General features: G+C 71.0%; 9 protein-coding genes and 1 pseudogene. 6 read left to right on the forward strand and 4 right to left on the reverse strand.

Annotated features, from left to right (window positions below; genetic code table 11):
* Nucleotides 1–26: 26 nt before the first annotated feature.
* Entirely contained in the window at nt 27–956 is a 930-nt protein-coding gene (locus tag FPZ22_RS04980; protein WP_144890969.1) for an IS110 family RNA-guided transposase, read from the reverse strand.
* Between the two features lie 354 nt (nt 957–1,310).
* On the opposite strand from FPZ22_RS04980, the gene FPZ22_RS04985 reads away from it, so the two are divergent.
* Both FPZ22_RS04985 and FPZ22_RS04990 read left to right on the forward strand, forming a co-directional pair.
* Nucleotides 1,311–2,972 (forward strand): electron transfer flavoprotein-ubiquinone oxidoreductase, encoded by a 1,662-nt coding sequence (locus FPZ22_RS04985; protein ID WP_144890971.1) that lies wholly within the window; start codon nt 1,311–1,313, stop codon nt 2,970–2,972.
* Nucleotides 2,969–5,068, forward strand: coding sequence for a glycoside hydrolase family 99-like domain-containing protein (locus FPZ22_RS04990; protein WP_425463019.1), 2,100 nt, complete (start codon nt 2,969–2,971; stop codon nt 5,066–5,068). Before FPZ22_RS04985 ends, FPZ22_RS04990 begins: the two co-directional genes overlap by 4 nt.
* 58 nt (nt 5,069–5,126) lie before the next feature.
* Here the strand turns inward: FPZ22_RS04990 and FPZ22_RS04995 are convergent, their stop codons facing one another.
* From FPZ22_RS04995 to FPZ22_RS05005, 3 genes are all read right to left on the reverse strand, one after another.
* The gene (locus FPZ22_RS04995) at nt 5,127–7,511 is read right to left on the reverse strand and encodes a reprolysin-like metallopeptidase (protein WP_144890973.1); all 2,385 of its coding nucleotides are present in this window, start codon (nt 7,509–7,511) and stop codon (nt 5,127–5,129) included.
* Between the two features lie 105 nt (nt 7,512–7,616).
* Nucleotides 7,617–8,252 (reverse strand): CoA transferase subunit B, encoded by a 636-nt coding sequence (locus tag FPZ22_RS05000; RefSeq protein ID WP_144890975.1) that lies wholly within the window; start codon nt 8,250–8,252, stop codon nt 7,617–7,619.
* Nucleotides 8,252–8,992, reverse strand: coding sequence for a CoA transferase subunit A (locus FPZ22_RS05005; protein ID WP_144890977.1), 741 nt, complete (start codon nt 8,990–8,992; stop codon nt 8,252–8,254). Before FPZ22_RS05005 ends, FPZ22_RS05000 begins: the two co-directional genes overlap by 1 nt.
* Nucleotides 8,993–9,431: 439 nt before the next feature.
* On the opposite strand from FPZ22_RS05005, the gene FPZ22_RS05010 reads away from it, so the two are divergent.
* The 4 genes and pseudogenes from FPZ22_RS05010 (at nt 9,432) to FPZ22_RS05025 (ending at nt 14,144) form a co-directional block, all read left to right on the forward strand.
* Nucleotides 9,432–10,184, forward strand: a complete 753-nt coding sequence (locus tag FPZ22_RS05010; RefSeq protein ID WP_144890979.1) for an electron transfer flavoprotein subunit beta/FixA family protein — start codon at nt 9,432–9,434, stop codon at nt 10,182–10,184.
* A pseudogene (locus FPZ22_RS05015) lies at nt 10,184–11,129 on the forward strand (electron transfer flavoprotein subunit alpha/FixB family protein). The gene FPZ22_RS05010 and the pseudogene FPZ22_RS05015 overlap by 1 nt, the downstream one beginning before the upstream one ends.
* Nucleotides 11,130–11,136: 7 nt before the next feature.
* On the forward strand, nt 11,137–11,520 hold the full coding sequence (locus FPZ22_RS05020; RefSeq protein ID WP_144890981.1) for an EamA family transporter: 384 nt from the start codon (nt 11,137–11,139) through the stop codon (nt 11,518–11,520).
* Nucleotides 11,517–14,144 carry a DUF7657 domain-containing protein gene (locus FPZ22_RS05025; protein WP_144890983.1) on the forward strand — a complete coding sequence of 876 codons (2,628 nt, stop codon included), beginning with the start codon at nt 11,517–11,519 and terminating at the stop codon, nt 14,142–14,144. The genes FPZ22_RS05020 and FPZ22_RS05025 overlap by 4 nt, the downstream gene beginning before the upstream one ends.
* Nucleotides 14,145–14,172: the final 28 nt, after the last annotated feature.

Raw genomic sequence — 14,172 nt, forward strand, 5'->3', positions numbered from 1 at the left:
ACCCCCGTAGGAGCAACTGTCTTTTTTCAGACCGAGGCTGGCTGCCAGGGTTTGCCATCCCTGAGCATGGCGTTGATCTGCCCGAGGAAGGCGCGCATGCAGGCAACCAGGGCCACCTTGGCGCATTTGCCGCGGCTCCTTAGAGCCTCATAGCGTCGCTTCAGGGCGGGCTGGGCGCGGATGGCGCTCCATGTGGCCATGTACAGCACGCGCCGGATTCCGGCACGGCCGCCCTGGATGCGCCGCAAGCCGCGCTTGCCGCCGCTGTCGGCGTTGTAGGGAGCAACGCCGACCAGGGCGGCGATCTGCCGGCGTTCGATCTGCCCCAGCTCGGGCAGGAAGGCGATCAGGGTGGCGGCGGTCACCGGGCCGATCCCGGGTACGGCCCGCAGTTGGGCGGAACGCTCGCTGTCGGCGTCAGCCACGGCTTGGGTGATGGCCTTGTCCAGCAGCGCGATCTCCGCCTGCTGCGCGCGCAGCAGGCGCTTCAGGCTGGCCACCACCAGCGGCTGGCCCTGTACCTGCTGCAGCCGACGCCGATCGTCGTCGCGTTGCTGCACCACCTGCGCACGGCGTTGCACCAACGCCTGCAGCCGCTGCTGTTGCGGCGTTTCCGCAGCGGCCGGCGGCATTTCGGTCACCTCCGCCATATGGGCCAGCATGGCCGCGTCGATCGGGTCGGTCTTGGCGGTCCGGCCCATCGCAGTGGCAAACGAGCGCGCCCGGTGCGGTGGCACGCGCACCACCGGCCATTCATCCTGCAGGGCAGCCATCACCGCCCGCTCGTAGCCGCCGGTCGCCTCCAGCAGCACCCGTTCCACCGGCAGCTTCCGCAGCCGCTGCGCCAGCGACCGGTGCCCGGCCGAGCTGTTGGCCACCTCGAACACCTCTCCGTTGGGCCGCAGCGCCACCGCCAGCGTGGCCTTGGCCACGTCGATCCCCACGAACACAGACATCTGCTTCTCTCCTAGACTGGACGGGAGAGCACTCTTGCCGGCCCATGCTTGTGCAGTGCGAGCTGCTGACTCGTTCAACTGTTCGGGCTCTGGCAAGAGCGTGGAGTGCGGGCGCCCTGGCTCCTACACGTGCTTCAGGGCACCCCAGCTTGTCGGCGTCCCGCACTCCGCTCTCACCTGCACGCTAGGCCAAAGCGAAGACACAAGCAGCTACAGCTGCGACCCGATCCGCCGACCTTCGCCGGTCGCAGCTGTAGCTGCTCCTACCAGTGTCCGAGGGATGCGGGGTGGGGCGGGATGCGGGGTCGGGCGGGATGCGGGACAATCCATGCATCCGCCGCACGGACCCGCCGCATGAACCAGCAAGCCGATCCCAGCGCCACCGTCGAGGTGCCCCAGCCCGAACGCGACGTCATGGAATACGACGTCGTCACCGTCGGCGCCGGCCCCGCCGGCCTGGCGTTCGCGATCCGGCTCAAGCAGATCGACCCGGACATCTCGGTCTGCGTGATCGAGAAGTCCAGCACCATCGGCGCCCACATCCTGTCGGGCGCGGTGATCGAACCCGGTCCACTGGACGCACTGCTGCCCGGCTGGCGCGACAGCCCGCCGCCCGTCTGCGTGCCCGCGACCGAAGACGAACTCTGGTACCTGACGAAGGACGGCGGCCGGAAGTTCCCGGTCGTGCCGCCGGGCATGCGCAACCACGGCAACTTCATCGTCAGCCTGGGCGCGATGTGCGCCTGGCTGGCGCCGCAGGCCGAGGCGCTGGGGGTCGAGATCTACCCGGGCTTCGCCGCCGCGCAGACCCTGCACGCCGACGACGGCCGCGTCATCGGCGTGCGCATCGGCGACATGGGCATCGCCCGCGACGGCTCGCAGAAGCCGGGCTACACCGCGGGCATCGACATCCACGCGAAGGTCACCGTGCTTGCCGAGGGCGCGCGCGGGCATCTGACCAAGCGCCTGGTGAAACGCTTCGGCCTCGACGCCGGCAGCGACCCGCAGGCCTATTCGATCGGCATCAAGGAGCTCTGGCAGCTGCCCGCCGGCCGCGCCACGCCGGGGAAGATCGTGCACTCGCTGGGCTGGCCGGCGGACAGTGCGACCTACGGCGGCAGCTTCCTGTACCACCTGGAGGGCGACCAGGTCGCGCTGGGTTTCGTCAGCGGTCTCGACTACCGGGATCCGGAGTACAGGCCATGGGAGGCCTTCCAGCAGTGGAAGAACCATCCCACGGTGAAGCCGCTGCTCGAGGGCGGAAGCATCCTGTCGGCGGGCGCGCGCGCGATCGTCACCGGCGGCTGGCAGTCGCTGCCCAAGGTGGAGATGCCCGGCGCGCTGCTGATCGGGGACACCGCCGGGCTGCTCAACGTGCCCAAGATCAAGGGCACGCACCAGGCCATCCGCAGCGGGATGCTGGCCGCGGAGCACCTGGCCGGCAGCGCACTGGAGCCCGAGGGCTTCGACGCGAAGCTGCGCGACTCCGACGCCATGCGCGAGCTGCGCGCGGTGCGCAACATCAAGCCGGGCTTCAAGAAGGGGCTGTGGTTCGGCCTGGCCAACGCCGCGCTGGAGACCGCGCTGGGCGGGCACACGCCGTGGACGCTCAAGGTGACGCCCGACTGGTCTTCGCTGCGCAAGCTGGGCGAGTACGAATCACCCGACCGCGGCTGGGGTCAGCGCGAACTCGCGCCGCGCGACCGCCTGGCCGGCGTCTACTTCGCCGCCACCGAGCATGACGAGGACCAGCCCGTGCACCTGCTGGTGCACGACACCACGGTCTGCGTGACCCGCTGCGCCGAGGAATACGGCAACCCCTGCACCCGCTTCTGCCCGGCCGGCGTCTACGAGATCGTCGACGATCCGGACGGCCCGGCGGGCACCGGCAAGCGCCTGCAGATCAACGCCGCCAACTGCGTGCACTGCAAGACCTGCGACATCAAGGATCCCTACGAGATCATCACCTGGGTGACGCCCGAGGGCGGTTCGGGGCCGAACTACCAGAACCTGTGAGCACGCGCGCGCCGTCCTGGCCGGTGCGGGTCCATCGCGCGGCGTTCGCCGTCGCGCGCTGGGCCTTCCGCGCCCTGCCGATGACCGACGCCGTCCGCGACCGCGCCAGGCAGCGCGTCCTGTCGTCGGCGCCGTCACTGCTGCCGCCGCCGCCGACCGGGCAGTGGTCGACGGCGATCCCCGAGTGGCGCCCGCGCGCGCAGGCCGGCGGCCGCGCGATCGGCCATCGCGTCCGCACCGGCGCGCCCGTGCCCGACCCCCTGCCCGCCCGGCTGGTGGCGTTCTACCTGCCGCAGTTCCATCCGATCCCCGAGAACGACGCCTGGTGGGGCAAGGGCTTCACCGAATGGCGCAACGTCGCGCGCGCACTGCCGCAGTTCGAGGGCCATGCGCAGCCGCGCCTGCCGGACGATCTCGGGTTCTACGACCTGCGCCTGCCGCAGACCCTGCAGGCCCAGGTCGAACTCGCGCGCGAGCATGGCGTCTCCGCGTTCTGCACCTACTTCTACTGGTTCGGCGGCAGGACGCTGCTGGAGGCGCCGCTGCGCCAGTGGCTCGATCACCCGGCCATCGACTTCCCGATCTGCCTGTGCTGGGCCAACGAGAACTGGTCGCGCCGCTGGGACGGGCGCGAACAGGACATCCTGATCGGCCAGTCGCACAGCCCCGAGGACGATCTCGCGTTCATCGCACACGTGGCCGCGTACCTGCGCGATCCGCGCTACCTGCGCATCGACGGCCGGCCGGTGCTGCTGGTCTACCGGACCGGACTGCTGCCCGACCCTCCGGCCACCGCCGCGCGGTGGCGTGCCTGGTGCCGCGACCATGGCGTCGGCGAGATCCATCTCGCCTGCGTGCACGCGTTCGAACGCGACGATCCGCGCGCCATCGGCTTCGACGCAGCGGTGGAGTTCCCCCCCAACCTGTCCTCGCCTCCGTCGCTGGCGGCGACGCAGCGCCTGCTGAACCCGGACTGGCGCGGCGAGGCCCCGGACTGGCGCGACCTGGCCCGAGAATGGGCGGGGCGCCCGATGCCGGCCTACCCCCTCCATCCCGCGGTCAACTGCGGCTGGGACAACGAGCCGCGGCGGCCGGGTCGCGGGCGCAGCTACCTGCATGCGTCACCCCGCGGCTACCGCGACTGGCTGGCGGCGACGATCCGCGACCGCCTGCCGCGAGGGAAGGCGGGCGACCTGGTCTTCATCAACGCCTGGAACGAATGGGCCGAAGGCGCGGTGCTGGAGCCCGACAGCCGGCTCGGGCATGCGTGGCTGGAAGCCACGCGCGAGGCGCTTGCCGCCGCCTGCCCTGCGGAACCGGCCGAAGCCGGCGACGGGCCGGCCATCCGCAGCGCCATCGTCGTGCACGCCTGGTATCCGGAGGTCCTCGACGAGGTGCTCGACGCCTTGGGCGAGCACGCGAAGGCGCACCGTCTCCTGGTCACCCTGCCGGCCGACCGCCGCGCCGCCGTCGACACCCTGCTGCAGCGCCGGGGGCTGGCTGCCGAACTCGTCGAGGTCGAGAACCGCGGCCGCGACGTGCTGCCATTCCTGGACATGCTGGACCGCCTGGAGCCTGCGGTCGACGTCGTGCTGAAACTGCACACCAAACGCTCGACCCACCGCGACGACGGCGATCTGTGGCGGCGGGAACTGCTGCAGCGCCTGGCCACGCCGGCGAGGTTCGAGGGCGTGCTGCGTGCGTTCTCGAGCGATCCCCGGCTCGGGCTCGTCGCGCCGGAAGGCCACGTCCAGCCTGTCCGGGACTATCTCGGTGCCAACGCAGGTCACCTGGCCCATCTGGGCCGCCGGCTGGGCCTGCCGGCCGCGGACATCGCCGGCGCCCGGTTCGTCGCCGGCAGCATGTTCTGGGTCCGCGTCGCGGCCCTCCGGCCCCTGCTGGATGCACACCTGTCGCGGGACGAGTTCGAGCCCGAACGGGGACAGGACGACGGCACGCTGGCCCATGCGATCGAGCGCAGCTTCGTCGCCGTCGCCGAGGCCGCCGGCTACCGGCTCGACACCGCTGCCGCGTGTTGCGGGGAACCGGCACCGGATCCCCAGGGGATCCCATACCGGTTCGCACGGCCCGGTTGAGGCGGGGGAGGCAGCCCCGCGTCCGGTCACGGACTCGGGGCCACTCAGCCACGGTCGATCAGTCGACCACCCCCCAGTTGGCCGGATACCCGCCGAAGAACACCGAGTTGAAGGTGTTGCCGTTTCCGGTCCACATGAAGAGGTCGCGGGCCGCGCTGGTCCACACGACGTCCGCCATCGCGTCGCCGTTGTAGTCGCCGATCGCCGCCACCGTATAGCCCGGCCCCACGGGGGTGATCAGGGCCGCGCGCACCACGGTGGTGCCGTTCATGATGCGGTAGCTGAACTCGCGCGTGACCGGATTGTGGAACATGACGTCGGAACGCCCGTCGCCGTCGACGTCGCCCGCGCCCACCACCTGCCAGCCCGACGGATAGCTGCCGAAGTACACGGACTGGAAGGTGTTGCCGTTGCCGGTCCACATGAAGAGGTCCCGGGCCGCGCTGGTCCAGACGATGTCGACGAGTCCGTCGCCGTTGAAGTCGCCGGTCGCCGCCACCGTGTAGCCCGGCCCCACGGGAGTGATGAGGGCCGCGCGCACCACGATGGTGCCGCTCATGATGCGGTAGCTGAACTCGCGCGTGCCCGGATTGTGGAACAGCAGGTCCGCACGCCCATCGCCGTCGACGTCGCCCGCGCCCACCACCTGCCAGCCTGGCGGATAGGTGCCGAAAAACACGGACTGGAAGGTGTTGCCATTGCCGGTCCACATGTAGAGATCGCGCGCCGCGCTGGTCCAGACGACGTCCTCGCGACCGTCACCGTTGAAGTCGCCGGTCGCCGCCACCGTATAGCCCGGGCCGACGTTGCCGATCAGGGCCGCCCGCACCACGGCGGTGCCGTTCATGATGCGGTAGCTGAACTCGCGCGTGACCGGGTTGTGGAACAGCACGTCCGAACGCCCGTCGCCGTCGACGTCGTTCTCCGCGGCACTGGTATCGCCGCCGGCGACGCTGTTCCGGAAGGCCGCGATCAACGGCGAGGTGTTGCGCAGGCTGCGCGCATTGTCGGCCTGGTTGACGATGCCGCAGGGGCGGCCTCCGCAGAAGGTCGACTCCGGATTGGAGAAGACGCGCCACGGGGTCTGTCCCTGGGTGCCGTAGGCCATGACGGTGTAGAAATTGCCGTTGGCCGCATCGGTCCTGAGGCCGAAGGAGTACGGGTAGCGCCCGTATTCGTTCGGATCGAGGACGCCGTCGGTGCCGCGCGCGCTCTCGATGTCGTGCTGCGAACCCAGGTTGTGGCCGAGCTCATGCACCAGGGTCTCGTCACGGCAGTAGTGGCCGTTGTCCGGGGCCTGCATGCCGTTGGAATCGCTGATCGCGGAGTAGCCGAAGCGCTCGTGGCCCGGCTGGATCTCGGTCTGCGCGCCACCGATCAGCCAGGCGATGCCGCAGCCTCCCTGATCGGCGTCGCGGAAGCGGCGGACGAGCGACACCAGGTCGGCGCCATAGGCCTCGCGCGCGTTCCGCAGCGGCTGGAGCGCGGCCGGAATCGGCACGGTGGTCTGGCCGTTGCTGCCGGTCAACTGCTCCAGCGCGGTCTCGTTGCTGCCGCTGTCGGGGTAGCTGACCTGCAGCGTGCCGACCAGGCGCAGGCTGACGTCCACGCCGCTGTTGGTGAAGGCCTGGTTGCCGACGGTGACCATGTGGTTGAGGCGGGTCTGCGCCTGCGAGGTGCCGCCCAGCATGCCGGCGAAGCCCGGCGTGTAGCCGAGCAGCACGTCGACGGTGGTGGTGGTCGCGGGCGGCTCCGCCGAGGCGGCGACGACCGACTTTCCGGCGCCCGCCATCCGCGGACCCTGCGGCTCCGGTAGCGGCGGCGGCACCCGGTAATCGGGTCCCACCAGGCCGGCGTTGATCCGCCGCTCCAGGGGCGAGAGCACGCCCTTCGCCGTGGTCGCCATCCACGTCTGGCCGGCGTTGGTGGTCAGCCTCAGCGCGTCGTCCTCGCCATAGGGCAGCACGCCGAACACCGCCTTCTCGCCGAAGGTCAGGATGCCGTCCATGCCGTGCTCGTCGCGCCCGATCCAGCTCCAGTCACCGCTGGGATGCTCGACGTGGCGCTCGTACGTCAGGTCGATCCGGCGACCGTCCGGGCCGGTCACGTGCAGGGTGCCGGTGGCGATCGCGTCCAGCGCATGCGCTTCGCTCACCCGCACCGGATAGAAGGTGTGCGCGCCGCGGCGCTGGATCGTACGGACCGCGTCGTAGCCGACGAGGTCGCCGCGGTCGGCATAGCCGGCGATGGTGTCGTCGGCGGGACGCAAGCGCGGCGGCGCCGCGGTCGCGCGCTCGGCAGCCGCGTCGGCCGGGGCGAGGCCACTGGCGCCTTCAGACGCTCCGGTCGATGCAGTCGCCGATAATTGGGACTCGGGGGCGCAGGCGGCCAGAACGACCGAGCCCAGCGCGACCATGAGGAAGGTCGATAAGCTGGAAGACATGGGGGCGGCACTCTCGGGAACAGGGAAACCCGAGACTACCCCCGCGTAGATTCAAAGACGGTGAGCACTTGCTGACTGGCGTCCAGGCTGCGTCGCCCGGCCCATTCAGCCCGCTGTCGCGAAGGGAACTCCCGTGCGCTCCCGCAGCATGTCCGCGTCGACGCCGTCCGCAGCCTCGACCAGCACCAGGCCGTCGGGGGTCACGTCGAACACCGCCAGGTCGGTGATGATCCGGCTGACCACGCCCACGCCGGTCAGCGGCAGCGTGCACTCGGGCAGGATCTTCGGCTCGCCGTTCTTCGTGCAGTGCTCCATCAGCACCACCACGCGCTGCACGCCGGCCACCAGGTCCATCGCGCCGCCCATGCCCTTGACCATCTTGCCGGGCACCATCCAGTTGGCGAGGTCGCCCGTGTCGGTGACTTCCATCGCGCCGAGGATGGCGAGGTCGATGTGTCCGCCGCGGATCATCGCGAACGAATCATGGCTGCCGAAGTAGCTGGCGCCCTGGCGCGCGGTGACGGTCTGCTTGCCGGCGTTGATCAGGTCGGCGTCGACCTCGTCCTCGGTCGGGAACGGGCCGATGCCCAGCAAGCCGTTCTCGCTCTGCAGCCACACGTCCACGCCTTCGGGGATGTGGTTGGCCACGAGCGTCGGCAGGCCGATGCCCAGGTTCACGTACATGCCGTCGGCGAGTTCGCGCGCGGCGCGCTGCGCCATCTGGTCGCGGGTCCAGGCCATCACTTGCCTCCTTCGCGCACGGTGCGCTGCTCGATGCGCTTCTCCGGCGAAGCGTTGACCACGATGCGGTCGACGTAGATGCCCGGCAGGTGCACCTGGTCGGGGTCGATCGCGCCCACCTCCACCAGTTCCTCGACCTCGGCCACGCAGACCTTGCCGGCCATGGCGCAGGCGGGGTTGAAGTTGCGCGCGGTCTTGCGGAACACCAGGTTGCCCGCGGCGTCGGCCTTCCAGGCCTTGACCAGGGCCACGTCCGCGACCAGCGCCGTCTCCATCACGTAGTGCTTGCCGCCGAATTCGCGGGTCTCCTTGCCCTCGGCGACCACGGTGCCGTAGCCGGTGGCGGTGAAGAAGGCCGGGATGCCGGCGCCGCCGGCGCGCAGGCGCTCGGCCAGGGTGCCCTGCGGGTTGAACTCGAGCTCCAGTTCGCCGGCCAGGAACTGGCGTTCGAACTCCTTGTTCTCGCCCACGTAGGAGGAAATCATCTTGCGGATCTGCCGCGTCGCCAGCAGCTGGCCGAGGCCGAACCCGTCGACGCCGGCATTGTTGGAGATCGCGGTCAGGCCGGTCACGCCCGAATCGCGCAGCGCGGCGATCAGCGCCTCGGGGATGCCGCAGAGGCCGAAGCCGCCGACCGCCAGCGTCTGGCCGTCGGCCACCACGCCGGCCAGCGCGGCCGCCGCATCCGGATACACCTTGGTCTTCGTGGTCCCCGCTGTCGGGGCAACGGCCTGGGCCATCGTGCAGCTCCTGGAAACGGGCAAAGGCCGACAGTCTAGCGCCAGCGCGCGCGCCGCCGGACCGTACCTTCGGACAGTGGCCCCAGGCGCGCCGGGCCCTCCGCTCCCTGTAGGAGCCGCTACAGCGGCGACCGCGGGTGCTCCCTGCAGGAGCCGCTACAGCGGCGACCGCGGGTGCTCCCTGTAGGAGCCGCTATAGCGGCGACCGCGGGTGCGGGTCGCAGCTGTAGCTGCTCCTACACGTTTGCCGTGGGGCGGATTACGCATTTGCCGGGGGGGGCGGACTACGCATTTTCCGGTGGGGCGGGTTGCCGCATTCGCCGGGGGCGGGCGGTGTCCGATTCGCATGGGAACGCCGGGGCCGCTAAAATGCCGGGTCCGCCGCGGGCGCTTCCGGTCCGCCGCAGGCGCTCCTCTTTCCCCAGGGACCTCCGCAACGATGAAGATCCTCGTCGGCTACAAGCGAGTGGTGGACTACAACGTCCGCATCCAGGTCAGGCCGGACGGTTCCGGCGTGGTCACCGAGGGCGTCAAGCTCTCGGCCAATCCTTTCGACGAGATCGCGCTGGAAGAGGCCTTGCGCCTGCGGGACAAGGGCATCGCCAGCGAGGTCGTGGTCGCCACCATCGCCCCGGCCGACGCCCAGGCGCACCTGCGCAACGGCCTGGCCATGGGCGCCAACCGCGCCATCCACGTGGTCACCGGAGCCGGCCAGGAGGTCCAGCCGCTGGCCGCCGCCCGCGCCCTGCTGAAGCTGGTCGAGAAGGAGTCGCCGGACCTGGTGATCCTCGGCAAGCAGGCGATCGACGACGACGCCAACCAGACCGGCCAGATGCTGGCCACGCTCTGGGGCCGCCCGCAGGCGACCTTCGCCTCGAAGCTGGAGGTGGCGGACGGCAAGGCCACGGTCACCCGCGAGGTCGACGCCGGCCTCGAGACGCTGGAGGTGGACCTCCCCGCCGTGGTCACCACCGACCTGCGCCTGAACGAGCCGCGCTTCATCAAGCTGCCCGACATCATGAAGGCCAAGTCCAAGCCGATGGAGTCCATCGCCTGGGCCGACCTCGGCGTCGACGAGGGCCAGGGCCTGAAGACCACGCACCACGCCGCGCCCGCGAAGCGCAGCAAGGGCGTGATGGTGAAGGACGCGGCCGAACTGGTCGCCGCACTCAAGGACAAGGGGCTGCTCTGATGGCCAAGGTACTCATCGTCGCCGAACACGCCGACGGCAAGCTCAACGGCTCCACCGCCAAGTGCGTGACCGCCGCGCAGGCGCTGTCGCCGGAAGCCATCGACATCGTGGTGCTGGCCGCCGACCCGGCCGCGGTGGCCGCCGAAGCGGCGCAGCTTGCCGGCGTCTCGCGCGTGCTCACCGTCGCCAACGAGGCCAACGCGAACGCCATCGCCCAGGTGCTGGCGCCGCAGGTGGCGAAGCTGGCCGCGGGCTACAGCCACGTCTTCGGCCCCAGCTCGACCTTCGGCAAGGACCTGATGCCCTGCGTGGCCGCGCTGCTCGGCGTGCCGCAGGTCTCGGACCTGATGTCCGTGGAAGGCGAACACAGCTTCAAGCGCCCCATCTACGCCGGCAACGCCATCGTCACCGTCGAGGCGCCGGCCGGACAGACCCTGGTCGCCACCGTGCGCACCGCCTCGTGGAAGGAGGCCGGCAAGGGCGGCAGCGCGGCGGTCGAGGCCGTGGGCGTCGACGCCCCCCCTCCCCACGCACACCCGCTTTGTCGGCCTCGCCGCCGGCGGCGGCGATCGCCCCGACCTGCAGAGCGCGAAGCGCGTGGTCTCCGGCGGCCGCGGCGTGGGCTCGGCCGAGAACTTCGACATCGTCTACAGGCTCGCCGACCGGCTCGGCGCGGCGGTGGGCGCCTCGCGCGCGGCGGTCGACGCCGGCTACTGCCCCAACGAGATGCAGGTCGGCCAGACCGGCAAGATCATCGCCCCGGAGCTGTACGTGGCCGTCGGCATCAGCGGCGCGATCCAGCACCTCACCGGCATCAAGGACGCCGGCACCATCGTCGCGATCAACAAGGATCCCGACGCGGCGATCTTCGAGATCGCCGACATCGGCCTGGTGGGCGATCTGTTCCAGGTGCTGCCGGAGCTGGACGCGGCGCTGGGCGGCTGACGCAGCGATGATCGTCTATCTCCTGGTCCTGCTCACCACCCTGTGCACCATCGGTGGCCAGCTGATCCTCAAGCGCGCGGTGACGGACCTGAAGCCGCTCATGGCGCAGGGGCCGATCGAGTTCCTCTGGGGGGCGGCCCTGTCGCCAATGGTCTACGCCGCGCTGGCGCTGCAGGTCCTGGGCTACGTGTCCTGGATGTTCGTGATCTCGCGGGAAAAGCTCTCGATCGCGTTCGCGCTCTCGGGCTCGACGTTCTACCTGTTGATGGCCGCGGCGAGCTGGTATTTCTTCGGTGAACGCCTGGGCCAGGCGCAATGGCTGGGCCTGGTGCTGATCTCGGTGGGCGTGGTGCTGGTGACCGCGGCCGCACAGCCGGGCAGCCCGGGGTGACATCGGCCGCGGCGGCGGCCAAGCCCCCGCGCGGCCGCGCGCTGCCGCGTACCGCGGCCATCCTCGCGGTCGCGGCTCTCCTCGCCTGGCTGTTCCTGCTGTCGCGCCACGAACTGCGCGTCAACCTGGAGTTCTCCGCCACGGCGCCCGGACCGGGCGAAATTTTCCACGCCGCCGAAGGCGAGGAGTTCAGCGCCGGCAAGAGCGTGTCCTTCGCCACCGTCAGCGACGGCACGGCGCAGAAATACCGCGTGGACATCGCGTCGTCCGATCCGGTGTCGCGGCTGCGCCTGGACCCTGCGACCGGACCCGGCGCCATCGCCCTGCACGGACTCCAGCTCCGCGGCAAGGTCCTGTGGCTCAAGACGGCGCGGGCGGACGTCCCGCTCGAACCGGCGTCCGCGCACCATGCCGGACCGCCGGCGCGCGATGCCGGGGGACTCCGCTTCGAGACCCTGGGCAACGATCCCTGGCTGGAGATCCGGCTGCCCCCGGACACCTTGAGCGCGCTGGAGCGCCGGACGCACGGGCTGCGGCTCCTGGCCGCACTCCTCTGCGGCTTCGGGGTCGTCCTGCTCGACATCGCGCTGCGGTTCGCGCTGAAGCACGCACCCCGCGTCCGCGACCGCGCGCGCCGCTGGATGGCGCGGCTGGAGCCCGCCGCGCGCGCCTGCAGCGACGAGGGGACGATCGTCTTCACCCCGGCATCCTTCCTGGTCGTCGCGCTGGGCCTGTCCCTGGCCGCCGCGGGCGTGGCCGGCCGCATCAACCTCTCGTCCGCCGGCATGTGGGACGCGTACCTGCCGACGCCGTCGGCCGGCGACTCGCTCCTGGTCGGCGAGCCCCGCGCCATCCGCACCGACGAATGGCTGGTACACACCCCATGGATGCTGAGCCAGGCCGCGAACGGTTATCCGCTGCACAACCCCGCCATCGGCGCGCTCAACGCCACGCTGCTGACCTCGGTGCCGGTCCGGCATCCGATCACCGCCTTCCAGCCGGAGTTCTGGGGCTTCGCGCTCTTCGACGTCGAGCGGGCGGTCTCCTGGTTCTGGATGTACAAGACGCTGGGCCTGTTCCTGTCGGCATTCCTGCTGCTGCTGCTGCTCACCCGCGGCGACGCGGGCATCGCGTTCCTCGGCAGCGCCTGGCTGTGCCTGTCCTCGTTCACCCAGTGGTGGTTCTCGACCAACCTGCCGGAAATCCTGGTCGGGCTGTGCCTGACCCTGCTCGGATTCCTGTCCGTCTGCCTGGCGACGCGGCGTGCGACCTTCGCCTTCGGCGTGCTGGCCTTCCTGCTGGGCGCGGCGACGTTCGCATTCCAGCTCTATCCGGCGTTCCAGGTGCCCCTGGCCTATGCGGCCGCCGCGATCGTGGCGGGCGTGGCGCTGGCGCGCGCGGACCGCGCGCGCTTCCGGCACCGCGCCGGCCTGCGCCTGGGCGCGCTGGCGGCCTGCGCGGCGGTGCTCGCGGTGCTGCTCTACCGCTTCGCCGTCGACGCCGCCGCGACCATCGAGGTGGTCTCCGCCACCGTCTACCCCGGCCAGCGCTCGACCGTCGGCGGCTCGATGCCCTGGCGCATGGCCTTCGACGGCGTGTTCGAAGGCTGGCGCTTCGGAGAGACGGACTTCCCCTACGTCAATTCCAATGCATCGGAATCCAGCGACTACATCGTGCTGTTCCCGCTGGTCGTGGCCGCCATGCTCTGGCACGGGCGGCGCGCGTTGAAGGATGGGCTGCTGGTGTCTCTCGCCACGTTCTGCCTGCTGCTCGCGGCCTGGATGACCATCGCCCTGCCCGACGCAGCGGCACAGGCGGTCTCGCGGCTGCTGCTGCTGTCCTTCGTGCCGCCGCCGCGGGCCTCGGTGGCGCTGGGCGTGGCCTCGGTCGTCCTGGTCACGGTCTGGATGGCCCGCCTGCGCGCGATGCCGCGGCCGCCCCTGAGCGCCTCGCAGCCCGCCTTCGCGGCCATCGCGGCCGTGCTCGCCTGGGCCTACGGACTGCAGCTGCAGGAGATCGATCCGGCCTTCTTCACCCGGACACGCCTGCTGCTGGGCACCGCGCTCGTCGCGCTCGGCGCCTGGGCGATCGTGCGCGGCAGCCGCCTCGCGTTCGCGCTGTTCGTGGTCGCGCTGTCGATCCCGGGCACGACGGTCAACCCGGTGTCGCGCGGACTGGCGCCCCTGCTCGAGAAGCCGGTGCTGGCCGCGGCCGTCGCCGCCAGCGAAGGCGAGCGGCCGGCGCGCTGGATCGTGGTCGGCAGCTTCGTCCTCCCGCAGGCGTTCAAGGCCGTCGGCCTGGACGTCCTGGGCGGCGCCACCTTCGCGCCGGACCACGAGGTCATGCGCGTGCTCGATCCCGACGCGCGCTCGGCCGAGGTCTGGAACCGGTACGCGCACATCCAGGTCGAATCCGACGCTTCGCTGGAGGCGCCCGCCTTCGACCTGGTGCAGGCCGACCTCTATCGCCTGCGCGTGGACGTCTGCGCCGCGCCACTGGAGGCGCTGGGCATCAACCGGCTCGCGTATCCGGGCGAGGCGCCGGAAGCGGACCTCGCCTGCCTGCGCAGGATCGGCGAACCGGTGCAGGGATTCTCGCTGTACGCGCGCGTCGCGGATCGATGACGCGCCGGTCGAGCGTGACCGCGCTTCC

Origin of the sequence: Luteimonas granuli (genome assembly GCF_007795095.1) — a bacterium.
Lineage (GTDB): Bacteria > Pseudomonadota > Gammaproteobacteria > Xanthomonadales > Xanthomonadaceae > Luteimonas > Luteimonas granuli.

Bases quoted from the DNA above. Each gene is read 5' to 3' on its own strand.
- FPZ22_RS04995 (WP_144890973.1), bottom strand. From the start codon at position 7,511: ATGTCTTCCAGCTTATCGACCTTCCTCATGGTCGCGCTGGGCTCGGTC.
- FPZ22_RS04985 (WP_144890971.1), top strand. From the start codon at position 1,311: ATGAACCAGCAAGCCGATCCCAGCGCCACCGTCGAGGTGCCCCAGCCC.
- FPZ22_RS05000 (WP_144890975.1), bottom strand. From the start codon at position 8,252: ATGGCCTGGACCCGCGACCAGATGGCGCAGCGCGCCGCGCGCGAACTC.
- FPZ22_RS05010 (WP_144890979.1), top strand. From the start codon at position 9,432: ATGAAGATCCTCGTCGGCTACAAGCGAGTGGTGGACTACAACGTCCGC.
- FPZ22_RS05020 (WP_144890981.1), top strand. From the start codon at position 11,137: ATGATCGTCTATCTCCTGGTCCTGCTCACCACCCTGTGCACCATCGGT.
- FPZ22_RS04980 (WP_144890969.1), bottom strand. From the start codon at position 956: ATGTCTGTGTTCGTGGGGATCGACGTGGCCAAGGCCACGCTGGCGGTG.
- FPZ22_RS05005 (WP_144890977.1), bottom strand. From the start codon at position 8,992: ATGGCCCAGGCCGTTGCCCCGACAGCGGGGACCACGAAGACCAAGGTG.